Genomic DNA, 22,710 nt, shown 5'->3' with positions numbered 1-22,710 from the left:
TGTTACTTCTTCCGCAGCTTCATTAACTTCATTAAATACAGGCCTGCTGCACATACTGCAAGCAGAACTAGTAGCAGTGCGGGCATGGAGAGGAGTGATCCGCTCCTACCGCCTTCATCCTCCGTTGCAGAGGCAGCACGCTCATTCTGCCGGGCACCGCTCTGATCGAACTCGACGATTCCTACTTCATCATCGCTATCGTCGGCCCCGGATGCAGTGATATCTGTCGCTATGGGGGCTGCTACTCCTTCAGTTGCCTGCTCGCTGGCGACAGTTCCGTCTTTGGCCGTTGCATCCATCTGCTCGGCAGATGAGCTGGGTTCACCTGCCGGATTCGTGTCTCCGCTCTCAGTATGTTGCTCAGTTGCCTGTTGCTCAGAAGTTTGCTGGGCAGCGGAGTGAGCTTTGTTAGCAGTCAGATCAGTGGAGTCCTGAGCTTCTGCGTCGGATGTTGAGGCGGAAGCGCTGACCGTTGGTATGGATTGCTTTTCCTTATTAGCTTGACTGGCTGTATTGGCTGAGTTGACTGTACCGGCTGTCGATTGCTTTCCTTCACTTGGAAGTGCTGGAGTTGCATTTTGCTTCTGCTTGGAAGACGCGTCGCCTGCTTTATCTGTTTTACCAGCCTTGTCATTCTTGTCATCCGAAGATGAGTCCCCTTGAGGGGTACCGCTATTCCCTGATTTTGGGTTAGCCGCTGGACCAGAAGTTGAGGCCGTGGACTTGTTGTGACTAACCGAATTGTCGCTCGACTCCATACTGATTCCTTGCGGTAGCTCTGGCTCAGCTGCGGACGTTTGCTGCTTGCTAGTCTGGTTATAGGCTTGGAAGGAGCCTTTGTCTGGCTGAGCTGAATCTTCAAGCAGGCTGACGAAATACACCACATCACGCCCCATAGGCTCCACATAAATGACTGGCTTGATGAACAAGGTCGGGTCACTGACCTCGAACTGATAGTCGCGGGTATCCTCTGCCTTGTTCTCTCCAGTAATCTTGAACGATACAGGAGAGTATGCAGCTCCGTCCCCCTTGGACTTCTGAACATGAATAGTAACCTTGCTAATATACGAGATCATCTTCATTCTCAGCGTGACCAGGTACTTTCCGTCTCGAACCTCCAGCAGGGACTTGGAGTAGGTGACATTACGGCTCATGCCGTTACCAATGGAGGTATCACCGCCATCATCTACCTTGCCCGTGTCTGGATTCGTGTAATAAGTCTTGTTGTCCAAAAGGTATAGTCCCTTATCCAGCCCAGCAGCAGTCGCTGTACCTCCGAATAGCGGACCTATCACCACAAGCAGCATGCAGGCCAAGCCTACTGTGACGATGGAAGTGAAATATCGCCTGGACATCCGTTATTCCTGCTTTCCAGTGGAGTCAAGGTTCAACCCCTTGGTTAGCATGCTGGCGATCTCGGCACGAGTAGCTGGTGTCTTCGGTGCAAAATGCTGGTCATCCTTGCTGGTCATGATCCCGGCCTGTAGCAGCTGTTGTACCTGTGTTGTTGCCCAGGAGCTGATCTCAGAGTCATCCTGGTATACAGGTCGAGTCTGCCCCTCAGCCTGTGCAGCCAACGAGATTCCTGTATCCTTTATGTAGGCAGCGATAATCACAGCTGCTTCCTCACGAGTGACAGGACGTTCAGGTGCGAACAAGCCCTGACCTGTGCCTTTGACGAGCCCGCGCTCAGCAGCCCAGGATACATAGCTCGTATAATATTTCCCGGCAGGTACATCGGTAAAGGAAGAGGCAGGTGTTGAGGTAGACTCGACACCTGCGTGTCTGCCGAGCACAGTAGCCAGCATGCCACGCGTGACGGATTGCTCGGGGCTGAAGTGTGTCGCATCGGTACCGTTGAACAATCCCAGAGAGGTGACTACGGCGACCTCCTGTTGGGCCCAATGTCCTTGCATATCTGAGAATACCTGTGAGCTGGTCGCTACGGGAGCTTCTTTACCCGTTTCTTTTACATTCTCTTTTACATTCTCTTTTGCAGTCTCACCTGCAGCCTCTTTCACAGCCCCTTTACCACTCTCAACGGTAGCTGCTGCATTAGACGCTTCCTTATCATTAGCCTTCTCATTAGTCTTTTCAGTGGTTGCAGCCTTCGTCTGCAGTGAGGTCGTATCCAGGCTCAGGCGGAATTTGGGCTTCTCCTCTCCCATGATGAAGGGGACGGAGACCTGCATGCTCTGCGGCTTCTCTATGCTTTGCAGAGGGACGACAGCCTCGATTGAATTGGTACTCTCGTTAAATAGCAGTGGAATCTCCTTGAAGCTGCCTGTAGCATCCTGATACCACAGCCCCTTTACTTCTTTTAGCGGAATGTAGGCATTCCCTTGCAGAAGAAGGATAGCGGAGGGCTGTCCATTCTTGATCTGCAGTACGGTTCTGGAGATCAGTGCGTTGCTCATGGATACTTCGTCGCTATTCTCCTTGAGTGCTTGAGCAGAGATGGTGTAGAGCCCATCCTCCAATGAGGTCACCGCTTGGACACTAGATGCCGCTGCAATTGCCGTGGTCGTTGGTGCTGCAATACCCGACCATATGAGCGTTGCTGCCAGAGAGTAGATGATCGTGGCACCCCAGCGCGTGTTCCTTTTATGGCTTGTGAACATGTTTGTATTCTCCTTTCGAATGTGTGCGTAGCTCAGTTATTCTTTACATGGCTTAGTTATTCGCTGTATAGCTCAGTTGTTCGTTCATGGCTCCCCAGCACGTAGAATTGCCTTCATGTGCTCATTCGTTGTCTGAGTCGGTACAAGGTGCTGGAGGCCATGTGCTTAAGGGCTAGACCTGGATGGTAGAGTAACATCCGCGGCCCTGAGTAACGCATAACCTCCTTGATCCGGGCTCTCATCTGGCGTGAGTAGCAATGAATGGGACATTGCTCGCAAAAGCTCTTGGATTCTCCGAATCGGCATTGATCGAGACGCTTGTGGGCGTAACTCAGCAACTCGTTGCACTCGGGACACAGACTGGAATGGTTACTAGAATGTCTGTGTCCGCGGCAAAAGACAATAATCATCTTCTCTACAATGTATTTCTCAGATGCGATACGATTATTCCCATTATCCATAATTTAGGACACTCTTCCATTATCAATATGATGTACCTCGTCAGCAATGCTCATTGTAGAAGCACGGTGGGAGACGAGGACTATGGTCCTCCCTGCACGCTCCTGGTTCAGGGCTCGGAGGATGACAGCTTCGTTGAAGCCGTCCAGATTACTGGTTGGCTCATCCAGCAGCATGAGTGGTGCCTCACGAACGAAGGCACGTGCCAGACCAATTCGTTGCTTCTCTCCACCAGACAAGCGGTCTCCAAGCTCTCCAACCTTCGTCTGATAGCCTTCTGGTAGGGACATGATGAAGTCATGTACAGATGCTTTGCGGGCTGCGGCTTCGATCTGTTCGGGAGTCGCGTTCGCCCTTCCGATACGGATATTGGCCTCGATCGTATCATTGAACAGGAAGGTATCCTGTGTGACATAGCTTTGCAGATTCCGTAGAGCTGCAGTATTTACTGTACGAATATCTTGGCCTGCGATCTGGACGGAGCCGGTTTGCGGATCGTAGAAGCGCATTAACAGCTTGAGCAGCGTAGATTTACCTGAACCGCTTTTCCCTGTAATCCCCAGGATGCGGCTGCGATTCACAGGGATATGAATGTCATTCAGCACGGGAGCTCCGTCATACGTGAAGTTGATGCGATCCCACTTCGCGCCAGTGAATGGTGGCTCACTTCCGGTCGTTACCTCTTTAACGGTCTCTTCCTCATCCAATAGCTGAAGCAGTCGTTCTCCGCTGGCAAAGGTCTGCAGCAGATTGTTGGACAACTGGCTGAGTGCCACGACGGGGCCGAAGGAGCTGAAGAGGGCAATGGTTGGTATTAGCACACCACTATAACCCAGCGCTCCTGTTGATTGAAGCTGAAGAGCAACGAGCAGCAGAATGAAGGAGAAGCCAAGCACGGCTGACTCGGAGAGTGCACGTGTTACGCCCTCATGCTTCTTGAGCGTTTTTTGCTTCTTCTCCAGGTCCTCGGTCATAGCTGTGATGCGCTGCATCCGAGCCTCTCCATGCTCATATTGAATGGATTCCTTCATGCCACGCAGACTTTCCAGGAAGTAGCTGCTAAGGACGCCGAAGCTATTCCGGTACTCCATGCCCTGGCGTTTGGCCATGCGTGAGGTCACGACAGGAATAATCAGTCCGACCGTAATATAAGCAGCGACAGCAATCCATGCCAGTGTACTGTGATAGGTGGCGATGAATATGGTCATAATCAACGAGGTCGTGATTCCAATCACGATGGGAGCGATCGTATGCGCGTAAAATACTTCAAGCAGCTCAATATCCGTCGTGATGACGGCAATCAGGTTGCCTTTATCCCGACCCTCAAGCTTGGCTGGTGCCAGTCTGCGCAAGGCGTGGAAGACTTTGTCTCTCAGCACCGCGAGCAGCTTGAAGGCGATATAATGACCACTCAGCTGTTCGCCGTACCGCAGCAGCCCGCGCAGAACGGCGCACGCCGCTATAGCGAGCATGAGATAGCCAGGCTGCAAGGAGCTGTCACCGAGTCCAATGCCATAGAGCAGCAGATAGCCGCCTAGTACCGTAATGGCTATAGCTACGAGAAAGCCTAGTACCCCAAGTACTATGGTAACCAGCATGACGGGTACCAGTGGCCCAAGCAATACTATGAGTCTCGACATAATGTTCAGACCACTTCTACGCATACACCATTCCTCCTGAGACATATTGCTCGATTTCCTGCTGGCTGTTGAACAGTGCCGCATAATGACCATGTTGTCTCAGCAGCTCTTCGTGTGTGCCACTCTCTACCAGCTGACCATCAGAAAGGACATGAATCCGATCAGCGCGAACTACATTCGCTAGTCGATGTGAGATCAGGATGACAGTTTTGCGACCAACCAGATTGTGAATAACCTCCATAATCTTCTCTTCACTTTCTACATCAATGTTGGAGGTGGCTTCATCGAATATATACACATCACTGTCATGCAGCAGAGCTCGGGCCAGAGCAAGCCGTTGACGTTGCCCGCCTGAGAGATTGGCCCCCTGCTCCTCAAGCTCGTAGCCAAGTCCGCCCTGAGAGAGGACGAAGTCTCGCAGATTTACCTGAGCCAGTGCCTGGAGCATGGCGTCTTTAGTTGCAGCAGGGGCACCCATCCGCAGATTGTCTTCTACCGTGCCCTTGAAGATATAGCTGCCCAGACTTACCAAAGTAATTCGCTGCATAACTGTACGCTCAGAGATGTCTCTCATTTCACTACCACCGACAATCAGACGTCCTTCATAGCCACTTGCCGAGCCCATCATTAGTGCAGCCAGTGTGCTTTTGCCTGATCCGGACTTACCGACTAGCGCTGTCAGGCTTCCTTGCGGAATGTTGAGACTGACATCACGAAGCGTCGTGTTCTTGGTCTGATCCCGATCTGAAGGTTTTTGGTCAGCATAAGAGAAGCTTAGCTGCTCCATACGAATGCTTCCGTCACGGATCTCTGCATTCCCTGATGTTCGTTCTTCAAGAGCGAGCAGCTCGAAAATCTTGTCACTAGCTGCCATGCCGTTCATAGCGATATGGAAATATGAGCCTAAGAGTCGCAGCGGAATGAAGAATTCCGCAGAGAGCAGCATGACGGTCAAGGCTCCCCATAATGGAATCCGCCCAGCTGCGAATTCCGTGGCTGCAATGATGACCCCGATTCCAGCTCCGCCAAAAGCAATTATGTCCATGAGTGCTACCGAGTTCAGCTGCATCCGCAGTACACGCATGGTGATCTGTCGGAAGTTCTCCGCAGACGTATTCATCTCCTCGTGTCGCTGCTGGTCAGCTGCATAGATTTTCAGGGTAGTCAGTCCCTGTAGGTTCTCTAGGAAGCTGTTGCCAAGGTTGACGTAGCTGCCCCAATATTTGCTGAACAGCTTTTTGGCGAATTTCATAATAGCAATGATTGACATGGGGATGAGCGGTACACAGATCAATAGAATCAGTGCTGATTTGAAGCTAATGAACGATAATGTGACGAACAGCGTAAGAGGGGCAAGCAGACTATAGAACAGCTGCGGCATGTAACGTCCAAAATAATGCTCGAGCTGCTCAACCCCCTCGACAGCGACCTGAACAGCTCCGGCGGTGGAGGTCTGTTCTGTGTAACCAGATCCTAATCGGAGAAGCTTGCTATAGAGTCTGGCGCGCAGGGTGTGCTTAGCATTGTTGGAGGCCCGCCATGAGAGCAGGCTGGAGATATACGCGCAGACCAGACGGATGGCGATTGCCCCGGCAATGATGAGGCAGGCCGTAAACGTGAAGCTGCTCGACAATCTCCCGTCCCAAGCGTATTGCAGCATGGTAGCGACGGTTATGATCGCGCAAATGTTAGCCAGGAGACCGATCCAGTTCGTGAATACGCCAAGTGCAATGTATTTGCGTGAATGCGCGACCATGGACAGCAATCGGCCATCCATCATTTTGGAGCGCTTGGGCGCAGGGGCTGCTTCTGAAGCAGCCTGTGCTGTTGTGCTTCGCTGAGGTCGCTCCGTCTTAATTTGAAATATGAAGTAGTAATATTTGAACACGACGATCAGCAGAATCACGCCACGTACCCATATCGAATCGGTAAGGATGAAGGGAATCGCGAGCATGCAGGATGCGAAGCCTACGGTTACAATCTTGGCACGTAGCTTCATGGAACGAGTCTGGAGGAAGTTCTCCAGATGATTTTTGTACAGCTTGGTAGATGTGAACCAGCGGTTGAAGCGGTCAGAGCCCTTGGCGAAAAAGAAAGCGGATAGTAGTAAGAAGGGAGTGGTAGGAAGTAATGGTAGCACAGCACCTACCGCGCCGAGGCAAAAAAAGAAAAAGCCAAGTCCGACATAGATCGACTTCACAGTGTACACCTCCTAATAGGATTGGTTTCATAGAATGAACATATACAACAGGACAACATGGAGCTCAAGTAGCTAACTCCACTAGTGAGAAAAGGGGCCATCCCATATTCGGAATGGCCTTTTTTAAGATAATAGAATTTATAAGTTTTCAGCGGAGCTGAACCATTCGATTATCGCAAGAAAAGCTTCAGCTAGACGTATTCTGTCTTCTGTGAAAGTACGATGATAGACATTGCTCTTACCGTCAAGCTTATTGTCCTGTCAGTTCCAGTAGAAGCGCCAGAAGCTTAGCTGCTTCAGCTCTGCTTAGAGTAGCCTTTGGAGAGAATTGACCTTGATCATTCGTCTCCAGCAGTCCAGATCTCACGGTCAGCAAGGCACTTTCTTGTGCCCAAGTCGATATTTCCTTCTGATCGCTGAATACAGGAGACTGCTCTGTTAGAGAAGGCTGCAGCTTGGCATGCTTCAGATAGCTGGCCATGATCACTGCAAGCTCCTGACGGGTAATCGCTTGATCAGGGTGGAATAGACCGTTACCGGCCCCTTGCACAATGCCTTTATCCACTGCCCAGGTAATATACGTCGTGTAGTACTGATTCAAAGGCACATCCTTGAAAGCTGTATAGGTGTAGCTCTCGGCACTTGGCCCCTGGAGCCGTCCTAACAGTGTAAGTAGCATGCCTCGGGATAACGTGGCATCCGGGCTGAAATGTTGTTCGTCAGTTCCCTTGAATAACCCTTTGGATACTACAAGCTGGATATAGCTCTCAGCCCAGTGACCCTGCGTATCGACGAAGGAGGATGTGAGCGGGCTTGCACCTTCTTCTGTTGTTGCCTCTGTTTCATTCACTTGTGCAGTCTTCTTCTCAAACACGGCATGAATGGTAGCGTTGCTGGTTACTTTTTCGAAGGTATAGCTACTCACCGCTCCGACAGATTTGTCATTCACGAGCACATCCTTGAGAAGGTAGCCCTCGTCGGCTGTAATCTCAAAGCTCTTGTTCTCATGAATAGCGACGCTTACTTCACCTTCTGGAGTGATCTTCCCACCTTGATCTGCTGTCGCTTTTATCAAGTATGATGTCACCGCAGAGCTGTCAGGCATATTGGACTTGGCCCCCTCCTGAAGAGAAGACAGGTCGAATACCAGACGGAAGATTGGCTTATCTGGAAGAATATTAGGTACCGAGACTTGCATCTTCTGGGCTGTCATCAAGCTTGTTAAGGAGAATCTCGCCACGATACTATTGCTGGATGCGTTATACTCCAATGGAATTTCCTCAAATTCATTCTCCCTGTTCTCGTACCACAGGCCTTGAACCTCCTTGAGTGGGAAGGCTTCACTGCCCTTCATGACCAGAATGGCTGTTAAATGACCTCCTCTGACCTCAATACCAATTGGGTTGGAGATCAGCGAATTGCTTAAGGATGACTCATCGGAGTATTCTTTCAGAGCTCTACCCTTGATGGTGTATTCTCCATCCGGCAGATTAGCTGGATCAAGCTTGCCCCCACCTTGTGATCCACTTGGATTATGTCCAACGATGGAATAGGTGCTGAAATGATCGGTATAGAAGGATGCGGTCAGGGCATCTTGGTTAAAGCTGGCGTTCATGTCCTCCAGGCTTCCAGCAGCAGGATCATAATAGTAGAGCTTGCTGCTAGTTGATGTGAACAGTTGGGAAGCTTGCTGTTGGCTCAGGGACGCGATAATCTTGGTACGTCCACCAAGCCCGCTAATCGGGGTCACAACTTCCTTATGATTGACGACTTCCAATTGAAGGTCAAAGGATGAAATAATGAGATCTTTGCTATTTAATGCACCCTTAATCTCCTTCAGTGTCTCGCTAGTGGAGGGACTCCATTTTAATTGAAGTCTGGCGCCATTATTTTGATCCAGAAGCTCTTGCAGCTGACGGGCAGGGAAGACGATGATGATATCATCGAAGACCAGTCCCAATGTAGCTGATTTGTTCAGACCCTCCAGATTCGCAGGAGCAATGGAAAGGGTGCCCTCAACGGCTTGAAGCTGTCTATCTGGTACGGCTTCAAGATCGGGCTCAGCAGGATTCTCTCCTGGTTGTTCTCCTGGCTCCTCATCATCTTGTATCGGAGTCAGTGTATCCAGGTCGAATTTCAAGCGGATGTTCTGGACACTATTCAACGGAGCTCCGACATACATAGCGAGCTTCGGCATCTCCACAGACTTGAGTGGGAACTGGTAAGTCTGGCTTTGTTCCTCGGGATGGACTGTACCCTTGATTCCAGTCCCTAACTCGGTAGCGCCTTCTGGCTCAGGCCACACTTCGCTGATGGAGTCGCCCGTAACCTCGATTCCCATGATGCTCGTCTTCACGAACTTGATGGAGGCGAGTATTTGTCCGTCCTTGACCTTAAGGGTAGCTTTTTTGTCGAGCGCACCACTCATCATGGAAGCAGCGTCTCTGGTAGCATGCCAGCCATACACATCAACCGTGTACAGTCCGTCCTGAATAACAGGATCTGTAGCTGGCTCTTCGATTGGAGTTAATGTACTCAGGTCGAATTTCAAACGAATGTTCTGAACGCTATTCAACGGAGCTCCGACATACATAGCGAGCTTCGGCATCTCCACAGACTTGAGTGGGAACTGGTAAGTCTGGCTTTGTTCCTCGGGATGGACCATACCCTTGACTCCAGTCCCTAACTCGGTAGCGCCTTCTGGCTCAGGCCACACTTCGCTGATGGAGTCGCCCGTAACCTCGATCCCCATGATGCTCGTCTTCACGAACTTGATGGAGGCGAGTATTTGTCCGTCCTTGACCTTAAGGGTAGCTTTTTTGTCGAGCGCACCACCCATCATAGAAGCAGCGTCTCGGGTAGCATGCCAGCCATACACATCGACCGTGTATAGCCCGTCTGCAGGAACGGTGTAGGTTACCTCGGTGACGGAGGCTATGGACGACATGGAATCCTTGTTATCATTCAGTGCATAAGTCGCTGAGTTTACAGAATCTACGGGAGATTCGAATGTCTCTGGACTAGCAATTTCTTGTGAAAAATGCTCGTTAGCTTCGGCAGCCTGAATTCCAGCATCGTTAACGATGCTGTCCCCGTATATGGGCGCAGGCACTATTGCGAGTGCCAAGATGGCTGTCATACACCCGCTGAGCCAAGCTTTTACCTTCTGGTTCATCCCCTGTCCCCCTGTTAGATATAATTGAAATAATTCATTCATGTACTCTTGCTGCTGGCTCTTGCTGCTAGACGCTCTCGTCCATTGGTGAGCTCCTTCCTTGCCCGATTATGTATTGGATGACAAAGCTGCGGCCAGCGTATGTTTTTAATAATGAGAATCATTATCATTTGTTATTATAAAGGGATGTAGAGCAGTAATATGTGATTTGAGTCACAATTCATGGTAGGAGGCATGGCTAAAGGGCAATAAAATTTGATTTTGCCCCATTTGGTTACCTATGGTAAGATATGATTCAGTTTCGGAATACATGTGCAATAAGGTCTAGTGACCATTAAATGGAAGCGCTTTCGTAAAAATGAATGTATTTTCTTGCAATGGTTGGCGTGGATCTTGGTACAATAGATAGAGATGCCTAATATGGGCTGGAGGTGTGGTCATGGAACAACTTTGTAAGATTCTTATTGTGGATGATGAAATATTGGTCAGACAAGGAATCAAGCACCATCTGAATTGGGAAGACCACGGTTTCCAGATCGTCGGTGAGGCCTCCAATGGACGTGAGGCTTTGGAGATGATCGAGCAGCTGCGACCTCATATTATTATTACAGATATTGTAATGCCTGTCCTGGATGGTGAAGAGTTGACCCGAATCGTGAAGCAGCGTTACCCGGACATGGAGGTCATTGTACTAAGCAGTTATGGTGAATTCAGCTATGTACGTTCCACCTTCCAGAGCGGCGTGGCTGACTATATCCTGAAGCCTAAGCTGGAGACCCAGGAGCTTCTGGAGACATTGAAGCGCACTGCGCGCAAGATTCCCTCTATTCAATATGGCGCCCAAGCAGGGGATGGCAATATATCTGTGGAACGGATCGTAGACAAGCTATTATCTGGATATGAACCGGACGAGGCCTCTGCTCTGGCTGCGAACAGCTTTCCATTCACGAGCTTTTGTCTTATTGGTGTACTCGGCGGGCGCACTTATTTGCAGCATTCTGGCTCCGAACTGGGCTTGCAGCTTGTCGACGTGCTGGATTCTCAGGTGTGTACCGTATATCAATCAGCAGAGAATACCTCTGGACTTGATATATACCTGGCTAATCTTGAGCAGGAGGCTTATCCGGAGCTAGTCCACTCTTTGAAGCTGCTTGCCGATGAGCGAGCGGAGCATGCGCCGACACTGGTATGGGCTGTTACCTCGCTGTTTGATTCAATCAACCAGGTAGGTGAGGTGTTCCAGAACCGTCTGAAGAAGCTGATTGATGCCAAATTTTATTTCCCTGACCAGTACATATTGCTGGAAGAGGAGATGCGATCTCCAACGGAACCGGCGGGAACTTTTAATCTGAGACTATTCACAGAGGAGATGAAGCGGGGGCAATTCGATAGAGCCTTTGAGCTGCTGAATCAGCATCTGGATATGCTGTCAGAGCATTATGAAGCACCACCTTTCGAATTCAAATCCTTCATTAGTAATACTATATTCAATATTACGATTCTGTTGGGTAATCTGGAATATGATACACATGCGCTGGAATCCGCCAAGTATTCTTATTTTAAGTCCATAGATGAAGCAGTTCATGTGGATGAGGCCAAAGGCTTACTACAGTCATTCCTGAACGATGTGAAGAGGGAGATCGCCGATGCACAGCAGCATGGCAATAGTGGGATGAAGAAGCTGTTGGAGTATATTGAAGAGCATTACGATCAACCGCTCAGTCTGACCTCGCTAGCACATCATTTTCATTTCAATCCGTCATACTTGTCCAGCTATTTCACGGCTCATAATAAAGAGGGCTTTAGTGAATATTTGAATAAAGTCAGGGTCGAGAAAGCAGCTACGATGCTGCGCAATGATGATCATTCTATCTCGGAGATCAGCAGCCGAGTGGGTTACTCGGATCACAGCTATTTTACCAAGGTGTTCAAGAAGCTGATGGGCTTCTCGCCCAGCCAGTATAGAAGGCGTTATATGAATGGGAAAAGAGAATGAGTATGAAGAATTTTTTCGCACGATGGAAGTATAATGGGCTGTTCAATCAAATCTTTATCGTTACAGTCATCAGTATTATTACGGTCAGTGTGCTAACCTCATTAGTTACGATTCGTATGTCTGAGCGACTCTTCATTGATACCTTCAGCATCACCAATTCCAAGATCCTCACCCAGATCCGTAGCAGCTTCGAATCGTTCAATGATACGATCGTGAATGCTGCAGGTCAGGCGGGACAGAGCCTTACGGTGAAGAACTTTCTGACAGAGGGACCCTCGGATTCCACTACGACCAGCCGTTCTTTTTTCAATATGGGTCAACAAATGGATCAGATTAATTCAAATGTGGATGCCTATAATGTGAAGATACTGGTCACGGGGAGGAATGGCCGTATCTCTTCGACAGGCCAGACGTATTGGAGTCTGCCCATTCCGTCAGAGGATGATTATTCTATCATCACCAAGACAATGGAGCATCCCAGACGTGTGATGTACCAGTACGATGAAGAACAGTGGGGGGATCTGAATGACCACTTCATCGTGGCCTCGAAGGCATTGATGGAGCGCACGACAGGTGTCCTCTATGGCGGGATTTATGTAGCGATCCGAGAGCAGGACTTTAAGCAGTTTTATACCAATTTCACCAGTGCAGGCAATGATATTGTTGTACTGAATGCCCAAGGGCGCGTCGTATCGAGTAATCGTGATGATCTCATTGGACAGTATTCAGTGGAGCTGAGGGAATATGCGTCCGAGATTCGCAGTGACAATCTGAAATACAAGAATGCAGACTTCATGGGCACCGAGTATATTGTGCTGTCCACGTATATTCCTGCCTACGACTTTTATCTGGTCAATCTGATTGATCGTCAGGTAGCTGCCGGACAAATTATTGATGTGAATTCCATTCTCTTGATCTGTCTAGCCATTGTAGGGATTGCCGTACTGCTTGTCTTCCTGATTTCTCAGCGACTGACGAATTCACTGACCCGTCTTGTGCGGCAGATGTCGCGTATTACGGAGAAGGACTTCCACAATTATATTGACGTATCTGGCAGCTACGAGGTAAAGGAGCTAGGCAGGGCGTACAATTACATGTTGGACGAGCTGAACGATTACATTCAGAAGCTTATGGAGACGCAAAAAGAAGTGCGCAATGCAGAGCTGGCTGCGTTACAGCGTCAGATTAATCCGCATTTCCTCTATAATACACTTGCCTCGATCAAGATGCTGGTACAGCGCGGCAATAAGGAGACGGCCTCCGAGACGATCAATGCACTGATTTCCCTGCTTCAGAACACCATCAGCAACGTAAGTGAGACGATTACGATTGAGCAGGAACTGGTGAATATGAAGAACTACGTCTTCATTAATCATGTGCGCTATGGGGACCGAATCAAGGTCAACTATTTTGTGGCCCCAGATTGCATGCACTTTCAGGTGCCCAAGTTGATTATTCAGCCTTTCATTGAGAATGCCTTCTTCCATGCCTTTAATGAGAAGCCTGGGGGTACCATCTATATTCTGGTCTCGTCGGATCGTGATCGCCTGATTATAGAAGTGGTCGATAACGGGGATGGTATGGATGAGCTTTCTAACCAAGGAGAGCTGCCCAATCCGAAGAGCAAGCGGCAGCTGTTTACTGGCATCGGCGTGCAGAATGTGAATAATAGAATTGCCTTGTTGTATGGGGAGCAATATGGTGTTGCTATCTCCAGCACGAAGGGTGAGGGGACAAAGGTTAAAATTACATTGCCGCAAATCGAATAAAAAAATTACTACAATCCAAAAATATTACTAATGAAAGCGGTACCTTGGTAACGATTACACAATAATTGAACAAATCCAGACAAAGATATTCCTAACAGGTTGTGAAACGGAAGTGCTAGAATTTATATATCAACAGCAAACGCTTTCAACGAATTATCAATTTGTGTTAAGCGCTTGCAGGTAGCACAAAAAATATAAAGATCAGGGGTTGAATGCATTGAAAAAGGTGATTTTGCTATTGTTCGCAGCCATGCTGGTGCTCTCTGCTTGTTCCAGTGGTTCTAATGAAAGCGCCTCATCCGATCCGAGCAAGAAAGAGATTACAATTTGGGCATGGGACCGTAACTTTAACGTTGCCGCACTTGAAGTGGCTAAAGAACTATATGTATCCAAGCATCCAGATGTAACCATCAATATCATTGAAAATGCTCAGGATGACATCGTTCAAAAGCTGAACACAGGCTTGAACTCTGGTACAACTAAGGGTCTTCCGAACATCGTTCTGATTGAGGACCAACGTGCACAGAACTTCCTGCAGTCCTACACGGATTCCTTCCGTGACATGAGTGATAAGATTAAGCCTGAAGATTTTGCAGATTACAAGATCGGAGCAACAAGCCTGGATGGCAAGCAATATGGTATCCCGTTTGACTCCGGTGTTACAGGTCTGTTCGTGAGAACCGACTACCTGCAAGAAGCTGGCTACACAATGGATGATCTGCAAGATATCACTTGGGATCAGTACATCGAGATCGGTAAAAACGTAAAAGAGAAAACTGGCAAATTCATGCTGACTCAAGATCCTAAAGACCTTGGTATCCTGCGCATGATGGCACAATCTGCTGGTAAATGGTACATGAAGGATGACGGTAAGACTCCGGATCTGGCAGACAATCCTGCTCTGAAGGAAGCTATGGAGACTTACAAGAAAATGATGGATGCAAACATCATTGATTCCCATGCTGACTGGGCACAATTTGTAGCTAAAGTTAACAGTGGCGATGTAGCATCTGTACCGACAGGTAACTGGTTTGTTGCTTCCATTAAGGCTGAGGCTTCCCAAAGTGGAAAATGGGCTGTAGCACCGTTCCCTCGCTTGACGAACAATGCTGATTCTGTAAATGCTTCTAACCTGGGAGGTAGCTCCTGGTACGTATTGAACATGGATGGTTCTGATACAGCGGCTGACTTTATGACACAAACTTTCGGCTCTGATCCGCAAATGTACCAAAAGCTGCTTACGGATATTGGTGTTGTAGGATCACTGAATGCAGCTTCTACAGGATCCGCTTATGACGCAGAGGATGCATTCTTCAGCAATCAAAAAATCTACACTGACTTTGCTAAATGGAGTCAAAGTGTTCCAAGAGTAAACTATGGTCTTCACACTTACGCCATTGAAGATATCATGGCTGTAGCGGTACAAAGCTACTTGGGCGGCACAGATCTTGATACCGCACTGAAAGATGCGCAGGCTCAGGCTGAAGCTCAGTTGAAATAATAACTGACTTTACCTGCTAGAGAGATAAATTATAGCAATGCGTAAAACCTTGGACGCTTCTGGCACAAGGTTTTACGCGCTTGCTGAGTCGATAGGATAAAGGATATATAAGGGACAAGAGGAGTTGAAAGCATATGAGATCAGCGAAGACGGCTCAGGGCGGACGCTGGAAGACGGATATGACAGGATGGCTGTTCATTCTGGTGGCTGTGCTAATGATCTTCATTTTCTATTTTTACCCGATGATTCAGGCGTTGTTTCTGTCTTTCCAGACAGGCACGGGAGCGAGAATGTCGTTCAATGGCATTGATAACTACAAGCGGCTGTTCACCGATACGGTGTTCATTACGGCTGTGAAGAATACTTTTATTTACCTAATCATTCAAGTTCCGTTGATGATTCTTCTGTCATTATTCATATCAGTGTTGCTTAATGATCGGAATTTGAAGTTCAAAGGCTTTTTCCGGACTGCAATATTCCTGCCTTGTATCACTTCGCTGGTTGCCTACTCCGTTGTGTTCAAATACCTGTTCAGCAACAATGGGTTGGTCAACTCGTTCCTCATGAATGTTCATCTGGTTAGTGAGCCCATTCAATGGCTGACCGATCCTTTCTGGGCCAAAGTAACGATTATCCTTGCGATTACCTGGCGCTGGACTGGTTATAACATGATCTTCTATCTCTCAGGGTTGCAGAACATTGACCCATCTATTTATGAAGCAGCCAAGATTGATGGTGCTTCTGCTACGCGTCAATTCTTCAACATTACGGTTCCTTTGTTGAAGCCAATTATCTTGTTCACATCGATCACTTCGACAATCGGTACTTTGCAGCTCTTCGACGAGGTCATGAACATTACGAAGGGTGGACCGGCGAATGCGACGTTGTCGATTTCCCAGTACATCTATAACTTGTCCTTCAAGTACTCGTCCGATTTCGGTTATGCAGCGACAGTATCCTACTCCATCGTGATTATGATCATTATTCTGTCGTTCATCCAGTTTAAAGTGGCAGGTGATAAAAAATAATGGCTAAGACAAAGAAATTTTTCGCGTATCTGTTCCTGAGTGTGGCGGCCTTTGTCTCCATATTCCCGTTCCTGTGGATGATTGTCAGTACTACGAACCCATCTGTTGATGTAACAAGAGGAAAATTGCTGCCAGGATCGTATCTATTCGAGAATCTGCGTGAGCTGTTTGGCTCGGTAGATATTTTGCCTGCACTTGGGAACTCAGCCCAAGTGGCGATCAGCACAACGATTCTCTCCCTGCTGATTGGTTCCCTTGCAGGCTATGGCTTTGAGGTGTACCGCAGTAAGGCGAAGGATATCGTATTTAATATTTTGCTGTTGTCCATGATGATTCCATTCGCCGCCATTATGATTCCTTTGTATCGTATGTTCGGTCAGATTTCGAACTTTGCTCCAGCCATCGGTATTGATACGCTGGCAGCGGCCGTGATTCCTACAATCACAACGGCATTCCTGATCTTCTTTTTCCGTCAGAACTCCAAGATGTTCCCTAAGGATCTGCTGGAGGCAGGGCGAATTGACGGTCTGTCAGAGCTAGGGCTCTTCTTCAAGGTTTATGTGCCTACAATGAAGACCACCTATGCAGCAGCTGCAATCATTACCTTCATGTCGAGCTGGAACAACTATCTGTGGCCACTCGTTGTGCTCCAGACGCCTGAGAACCGAACGATTCCGATTCTGATCTCCAATCTGGGATCCAGCTACACTCCAGACTATGGTGTCATCATGACGGCGATCGTCATTTCAACGCTGCCAACGGCAATTGTATTCTTCATCATGCAGAAGCATTTCGTAGCAGGTATGATCGGTTCTGTAAAATAAGGTTTCCTAGATAGGAAACGGTGCGTGTGACATCGAATTATGCAAAATGACGAAGTATAACCTTGCTGGAAGAGACTTGGCTGACAGGTCTTGGCATGATATGGCTCTTGAATGAGGGCTTTGCGTGACAGGACTTGTTTGCCAGGTCTTTGACTATGTCTGGGCAACTAAAACGTTAATCCAAGTAGAATCGGGAGGATCATGTGCTTATGAAATCATCAACAACACCTAGCTTGAGCTGGCTTACAGATACTAGTGTATTTGCAGTGAATCGCTTGTCGGCCTATTCCGACCATCGTTATTACAAGACGTTGGCTGAGGCCAAGAAGCGCGGTGACATGAGCTGGCGTCACAGCTTGAATGGTAATTGGAAATTCAACTATGCAGTGAATCCGGGCAGTCGCCCTGAGAACTTCTATACACCAGAGTTTGATTGCGGTGGCTGGGGAGACATTCAGGTACCAGGACATATTCAGACACAAGGCTACGGCCAAATGCAATATGTGAATACGATGTACCCATGGGACGGTCTAAGCGATGTACGTCCACCAGAGATTACGACAGATTATAATCCAGTAGGTAGCTATATCACCTATTTCGAGGTTCCTGCATCCCTGCAACCAGGCCCTGTCTATATTTCCTTCCAAGGTGTGGAGACGGCCTTTTATGTATGGCTTAACGGACAATTCGTCGGCTATGGCGAGGATAGCTTCACTCCATCCGACTTCGATCTGACTCCATATCTGCAAGCGGGAGAGAACAAGCTGGCGGTAGAAGTCTATCAACGCAGCACGGGCGCATGGCTGGAGGATCAGGATTTCTGGCGCTTCTCCGGTATTTTCAGAGATGTATATCTGTATAGCGTTCCAGCAGTGCATGTGAGAGATGTAGCTGTGAAGGCTAGCTTGGATGATGCTTATGTGCAAGGTCTGCTGGAGCTGAACTTGCGTCTGGAGTCAGCAGAACAGCAAGGTAAGGCTGTCGTGGATGTACAGAATGCAGACGGTGACAGTGTAGCCAAGCTGGAAGGAAGCTTCGCAGATGGTAAGCTCACGTTGAGCACAGAGCTGGATCAAGTGTCCAAGTGGAGCGCAGAGAATCCTTATCTCTATACCTTGTACATCGAGGTCTACAACAACCAAGGCGACCTGATGGAAGTTATTCCGCAGCGTGTCGGCTTCCGTAGATTCGAGATGATCAATAAGGTGATGTGCATTAACGGCAAACGAATCGTATTCAAGGGTGTGAACCGCCATGAATTCAACTGCCGTACAGGACGCACTATTACGGCTGAGGATATGCTGTGGGATATCAAGACGCTTAAGAAGAACAATATGAATGCGGTTCGTACCTCCCATTATCCGAATCAGACGCTCTGGTACGAGCTGTGCGATGAATATGGTGTATACGTGATTGACGAAATGAACCTGGAGACACACGGTTCCTGGCAGAAGCTAGGCGCAGTAGAGCCTTCCTGGAACATTCCAGGCAATCTCCCAGAATGGCAGGACATTGTTATGGATCGGGCTATATCCATGGTAGAGCGCGACAAGAATCATCCGTCCATCCTGATCTGGTCCTGCGGTAATGAATCCTACGCTGGTGAGGTTATCCTGAATGTAGCGAATTATTTCCGTACAGCCGATCCAAGTCGCCTGGTGCATTACGAAGGCGTATTCCACAATCGGGACTATGATGCCAGCAGTGACATGGAGAGCCGTATGTATGCCAAGGTAACGGACATTGAGGAATACCTGAACAATGATCCGCAAAAGCCTTATATCAGCTGTGAGTATATGCATGCTATGGGTAACTCTGTAGGCGGAATGCATAAATACACTGAGCTTGAGAACAAATACGAGCTCTATCAAGGTGGCTTCATCTGGGATTATATCGACCAAGCTGTGATGAAGAAGAATCGCTATGGTGAGGAGTATCTTGCTTACGGCGGTGACTACGATGATCGTCCGTCCGACTATGGCTTCTGTACAGATGGCATTGTGTATGCAGACCGCACAGAATCTCCGAAGATGCAGGAGGTTAAGTTCCTTTATCAGAACATCAAGCTTCAACCAGATCGCACTGGGGTAACAATCGTGAACGAGAACCTGTTCGAAGGCACGCAGGATTATGAACTGGTGTACACGTTGTTCAAGGAAGGTGCTGAGGTATTCACTGGTCGGACAGCGGTGGACGTTGCAGCACAAAGTGAAGGACGCGTCTCCTATGAGCTTCCAGCTGTGGATGAAGAGTCTGGCGAATACGTGATCCATACGGCTCTCGTGCTGAAGGAATCCACGCTGTGGGCTGCTGCTGGATTTGAAGTAGCGTTCGGACAGCATATCTTCCAGGTGGAAGCTCAGTCACAAGCGGCTGTACCAGCAGGTGCGCTTCGTGTGGTAGAAGGCGACGTGAACATTGGCGTGCACGGCAAAGGCTTCAGCATCATGTTCTCCAAGGGAGCAGGTAGCCTGACCTCACTGCGTTATGAAGGACGCGAATTCATCTCCGTTCCGCCGGCACCGCTCTTCTGGCGTGCGACGACAGACAATGACCGTGGAGCGGCTTGGGGCTTCGAGGCAGGTGGCTGGTTTGCAGCGAGTCTGACACGCAAATGTACAGCAGTCGAGCTGACTCAGGCTGAAGGAGCTGTGACTGTAACATTCAGCTATCGTCTGAACATTCACGAGGATGTACAGGTTACCGTAGCTTACACGGTATATGGCGATGGCAGCGTCAAAGTGAATTCCAAGTATGACGGGGTTGCAGGCCTTGCAGACCTTCCAATCTTCGGCTTGTCCTTCAAGGTGCCAGCAGAGTATCATCATCTGAACTGGTATGCTATGGGACCTGATGAGAACTATACAGATCGTGCTTTTGGAGCAAGACTGGGTGTGTTCAGCAATGAGGCAGCGGACAATGTGTCTGGTTATGTAGTACCACAGGAATCCGGTAACCGTACAGGAGTTCGCAGAGTCGATGTAACGGATGATCTGGGTCGTGGTCTGCGTATTCAGGCTCCATCAAGCGCTCCTGTAGAGTGCAACATCTCCCCTTATACTGCGTTCGAGCTGGAAAGTGCTGCACACCTGTATGAGCTGCCTCCTGTTCACTATACAGTGGTCACTGTGGCTGCCAGACAGATGGGTGTAGGCGGCGACGATAGCTGGGGTGCACCAGTGCATGATGAATATCGGATCAAGTCCGATCAATCGCTGGAGTATGAATTCTATATTAAGCGTGTCTAATACAGCAGGAGATTCCCAAAAATTTCCTCGGGTTAAGGCGCCTGTGCATTTAATGAGTCACCCCTTAAGTTAAGACCAAAAAAGCTGTGCCAGCCAGGAAGATGAATCCTGAAGGCACAGCTTTTTTCTATTACGTTATACGAATACTTTGTCGTACATCCTATCCACATCCGTAATACTGTGATTATTCTATTTATTCTCCTTATGCTTGTAGGTATATTTCCCATCATCCACTCCATGAACAGGAGCTTGTCCATACTGAACAACTATACCATCCGCTACCTTATAAAAATATCTGGCATTCGTCTCATCTTTAAATATAACTTCTGATCCAACCAATGGCGCCTTACTTATAGAGGTTTCAATTGAGGATATTTCAGTCATTTTGTATTTTTTAACCTCTGTAAGGTAGTCTAGTACTTTGTTCTGAGTATGATTAATAATCGCCTTGTTAGTGATCCAAATAGTTAAAATTAGAACGAGTACTGAAGCAACTAACCCTATCCAATGCTTTCGTTTCATAAAATTATCCTCTCTGAAATAAATTTCAGGGAATGTAATTGCAGATCTTTATCAGACTTACTATGGGTGCTCGCACCCACTGCTACTCAATGTCTCTCCTGTACATACTTCTGCCGATTATATGCCAGAGCAGCCTCATAAGCCGGGTTATAGTCGAATTCCTCGCTCTCAGGGATGACGAACAGCAAGGATAGAGCAGAGCTGACCAATCTAGTCATCACGTAATACGAAATGATCAAGAGAGCATCGGCCATGTAACTGATCGGCATCCATACATCGTCAGGATCGGATTCTGCCAAAAAAAAGTTAAGCGATGGCACGATCAGGACTAGGCTGAACATCATGATCAACGTTGCCTTAACCAGTCTTCCCCGCTTCTCCAGCTGCGGAATTTTACGGAAGAAGAGGGACAGACGCATGTAGGTATCAATAATTCCCCATAGATGAATGAATGGAATCATTCGCACGAGGCCCATGATGGGAGTAATAGGATAGTACCTGAATTTGAGCTTCATGGCCTGATGAACTCGGGTAAGCCAGATCAGGTAGGTGATGATGAGAATGAAGTTAAGCACCTGCTGGAAGACGATCGCCGCTTCATCCCATTTGTATACCTCATCGTAGTACCAATCGTAATTAAAGGCATACACTACGTTCATGCCCACCATGATAAGGCTGATGATCACAGCCACAAGGAGTAGTTTCTGATGGATGCCGCCGATCATTCGCGACGGAAAGCTGATGTCTTGTCTCAAGCTGATGCCCTCCTACGTCTCATACAATAAATAATCGATGGCTTCATATAAGGATTCCACCGGGACGATCTTGAATTGCAAATTTCGTTCCTTCTTAACCCGTTCCGCTTCAGCTTCGTTACTGTCCTCACCCCACCATTCATAATCAGCAGGGACGAAGAAGATGTCCACGTCTTCAGTTTCAGCGGCAATTAACTTCTGTTCCAGGCCTCCTATAGAACCAACCCAGCCATCCTCTTCCATGGTACCCGTACCCGAGATTTTAAGGGTGCCACCCTTGGAAAAGTCGACATCATTCTCTTCCTCATACAAGCCTACGGCCACCATCAGGCCCAGCGAGTTGCCATAGAAGCCCTCCAACTGCTCCATTAGCTCACTCAGCCTTTGTGCTTCCACCTCGGGATCAGTCTCATGCTCGTAGGTAGCTTCGTTTTCATTTAGCTCCGCGGCTGCATGGACAGCCTGTTCCAGCGTATATGTCATGGTTTCGGTCTCCAGATATTCGTCGGCATACTCCTCGGAGCTCTCTGCTTCTACTTCTTCAAAGGCAATATCGCGATAATCGCCATCATAATTCATATACACAAACAAGCGCTCGATGAGACTGTCGGTATATCCGCCCTCGACTACTGCAAAGTGAACACTTCCCTGCACGCCGACCTCAGAGACGGGGATGGAGGGGGAGGGCTGCGTATACTCCGCTGGCATAGACCAGGATGACAGGAAGGTTGCTCCTGCCGGGATCAAAAGCAGAGTGAAGACGATGAGATATTCCAGCAACCGGCGCACCCAGGAGTACGTCCGAACAGGAGGATTATCAATATTCACGGCTTACACAACCTTTCGCTTCTCATGCTGTACAAAAATGGTGTTGAGCTGCTATGCTCATCTAAACTATTTTACAGAATATGTATCCTCCTTCATATGGGTAGAAAGGCTTGTAAATGCCTGGGAAGCGCCTGATTGTCCCTG

15 protein-coding genes are annotated in these 22,710 nt (G+C 48.4%); 6 read left to right on the top strand and 9 right to left on the bottom strand.

All coding sequences use genetic code 11. The features are described from left to right. Positions 1–2 precede the first annotated feature (2 nt). The 6 genes from D328_RS0120865 to D328_RS0120845 form a co-directional block, all read right to left on the bottom strand. Positions 3–1,355 (bottom strand): heme-binding Shp domain-containing protein, encoded by a 1,353-nt coding sequence (locus D328_RS0120865; protein WP_018886985.1) that lies wholly within the window; start codon positions 1,353–1,355, stop codon positions 3–5. 3 nt (positions 1,356–1,358) lie between these two features. Continuing rightward, a complete protein-coding gene (locus tag D328_RS0120860; protein WP_018886984.1) occupies positions 1,359–2,621 on the bottom strand; it encodes an S-layer homology domain-containing protein in 1,263 nt (420 codons plus the stop codon). 113 nt (positions 2,622–2,734) lie between these two features. Continuing rightward, positions 2,735–3,082 (bottom strand): nitrous oxide-stimulated promoter family protein, encoded by a 348-nt coding sequence (locus D328_RS30815; RefSeq protein ID WP_081625321.1) that lies wholly within the window; start codon positions 3,080–3,082, stop codon positions 2,735–2,737. Between the two features lie 3 nt (positions 3,083–3,085). Further along, the gene (locus tag D328_RS0120855; RefSeq protein ID WP_018886983.1) at positions 3,086–4,744 is read right to left on the bottom strand and encodes an amino acid ABC transporter ATP-binding/permease protein; all 1,659 of its coding nucleotides are present in this window, start codon (positions 4,742–4,744) and stop codon (positions 3,086–3,088) included. Next, positions 4,737–6,920: a DUF454 family protein gene (locus tag D328_RS0120850; RefSeq protein ID WP_018886982.1), complete on the bottom strand. Its 2,184-nt coding sequence runs from the start codon at positions 6,918–6,920 to the stop codon at positions 4,737–4,739. The genes D328_RS0120855 and D328_RS0120850 overlap by 8 nt, the downstream gene beginning before the upstream one ends. 250 nt (positions 6,921–7,170) lie before the next feature. After that, complete coding sequence (locus D328_RS0120845; RefSeq protein ID WP_018886981.1) at positions 7,171–10,095, bottom strand: NEAT domain-containing protein; 2,925 nt, start codon at positions 10,093–10,095, stop codon at positions 7,171–7,173. Positions 10,096–10,534: 439 nt separating this feature from the next. Here D328_RS0120845 and D328_RS0120840 point away from each other — a divergent pair, with 439 nt between their 5' ends. The 6 genes from D328_RS0120840 (at position 10,535) to D328_RS0120815 (ending at position 20,461) form a co-directional block, all read left to right on the top strand. After that, the gene (locus D328_RS0120840) at positions 10,535–12,091 is read left to right on the top strand and encodes a response regulator transcription factor (RefSeq protein WP_018886980.1); all 1,557 of its coding nucleotides are present in this window, start codon (positions 10,535–10,537) and stop codon (positions 12,089–12,091) included. 2 nt (positions 12,092–12,093) lie between these two features. After that, positions 12,094–13,860 carry a sensor histidine kinase gene (locus D328_RS0120835; RefSeq protein ID WP_018886979.1) on the top strand — a complete coding sequence of 589 codons (1,767 nt, stop codon included), beginning with the start codon at positions 12,094–12,096 and terminating at the stop codon, positions 13,858–13,860. 217 nt (positions 13,861–14,077) lie between these two features. Further along, positions 14,078–15,361, top strand: a complete 1,284-nt coding sequence (locus D328_RS0120830; protein ID WP_018886978.1) for an ABC transporter substrate-binding protein — start codon at positions 14,078–14,080, stop codon at positions 15,359–15,361. Positions 15,362–15,495: 134 nt separating this feature from the next. Then, positions 15,496–16,389, top strand: coding sequence for a carbohydrate ABC transporter permease (locus D328_RS0120825; protein ID WP_018886977.1), 894 nt, complete (start codon positions 15,496–15,498; stop codon positions 16,387–16,389). Beyond that, complete coding sequence (locus D328_RS0120820) at positions 16,389–17,213, top strand: carbohydrate ABC transporter permease (protein ID WP_018886976.1); 825 nt, start codon at positions 16,389–16,391, stop codon at positions 17,211–17,213. The genes D328_RS0120825 and D328_RS0120820 overlap by 1 nt, the downstream gene beginning before the upstream one ends. 209 nt (positions 17,214–17,422) lie before the next feature. Next, a complete protein-coding gene (locus D328_RS0120815; RefSeq protein WP_018886975.1) occupies positions 17,423–20,461 on the top strand; it encodes a glycoside hydrolase family 2 TIM barrel-domain containing protein in 3,039 nt (1,012 codons plus the stop codon). 189 nt (positions 20,462–20,650) lie between these two features. On the opposite strand, the gene D328_RS0120810 is transcribed toward D328_RS0120815, so the two are convergent. The 3 genes from D328_RS0120810 to D328_RS30420 all read right to left on the bottom strand — a co-directional run bounded on the left by D328_RS0120810 (position 20,651) and on the right by D328_RS30420 (position 22,566). After that, positions 20,651–20,983 (bottom strand): DUF3139 domain-containing protein, encoded by a 333-nt coding sequence (locus D328_RS0120810; protein ID WP_018886974.1) that lies wholly within the window; start codon positions 20,981–20,983, stop codon positions 20,651–20,653. Between the two features lie 86 nt (positions 20,984–21,069). Beyond that, positions 21,070–21,738 carry a hypothetical protein gene (locus D328_RS0120805; RefSeq protein WP_018886973.1) on the bottom strand — a complete coding sequence of 223 codons (669 nt, stop codon included), beginning with the start codon at positions 21,736–21,738 and terminating at the stop codon, positions 21,070–21,072. A gap of 12 nt (positions 21,739–21,750) precedes the next feature. Beyond that, on the bottom strand, positions 21,751–22,566 hold the full coding sequence (locus D328_RS30420; RefSeq protein WP_018886972.1) for a hypothetical protein: 816 nt from the start codon (positions 22,564–22,566) through the stop codon (positions 21,751–21,753). Positions 22,567–22,710 lie beyond the last annotated feature (144 nt).

Source organism: Paenibacillus massiliensis 2301065 = DSM 16942 (assembly GCF_000377505.1).
GTDB classification, from domain to species: domain Bacteria; phylum Bacillota; class Bacilli; order Paenibacillales; family Paenibacillaceae; genus Paenibacillus; species Paenibacillus massiliensis.
The sequence above is the reverse complement of the archived record's forward strand: the minus strand, read 5'-3'. Positions and strand labels throughout refer to the sequence as shown.

Bases quoted from the DNA above. Each gene is read 5' to 3' on its own strand.
- D328_RS30815 (WP_081625321.1), bottom strand. From the start codon at position 3,082: ATGGATAATGGGAATAATCGTATCGCATCTGAGAAATACATTGTAGAG.
- D328_RS0120820 (WP_018886976.1), top strand. From the start codon at position 16,389: ATGGCTAAGACAAAGAAATTTTTCGCGTATCTGTTCCTGAGTGTGGCG.
- D328_RS0120860 (WP_018886984.1), bottom strand. From the start codon at position 2,621: ATGTTCACAAGCCATAAAAGGAACACGCGCTGGGGTGCCACGATCATC.
- D328_RS0120835 (WP_018886979.1), top strand. From the start codon at position 12,094: ATGAAGAATTTTTTCGCACGATGGAAGTATAATGGGCTGTTCAATCAA.
- D328_RS0120865 (WP_018886985.1), bottom strand. From the start codon at position 1,355: ATGTCCAGGCGATATTTCACTTCCATCGTCACAGTAGGCTTGGCCTGC.
- D328_RS0120815 (WP_018886975.1), top strand. From the start codon at position 17,423: ATGAAATCATCAACAACACCTAGCTTGAGCTGGCTTACAGATACTAGT.
- D328_RS0120810 (WP_018886974.1), bottom strand. From the start codon at position 20,983: ATGAAACGAAAGCATTGGATAGGGTTAGTTGCTTCAGTACTCGTTCTA.
- D328_RS0120845 (WP_018886981.1), bottom strand. From the start codon at position 10,095: ATGAACCAGAAGGTAAAAGCTTGGCTCAGCGGGTGTATGACAGCCATC.
- D328_RS0120840 (WP_018886980.1), top strand. From the start codon at position 10,535: ATGGAACAACTTTGTAAGATTCTTATTGTGGATGATGAAATATTGGTC.
- D328_RS0120855 (WP_018886983.1), bottom strand. From the start codon at position 4,744: ATGCGTAGAAGTGGTCTGAACATTATGTCGAGACTCATAGTATTGCTT.
- D328_RS0120825 (WP_018886977.1), top strand. From the start codon at position 15,496: ATGAGATCAGCGAAGACGGCTCAGGGCGGACGCTGGAAGACGGATATG.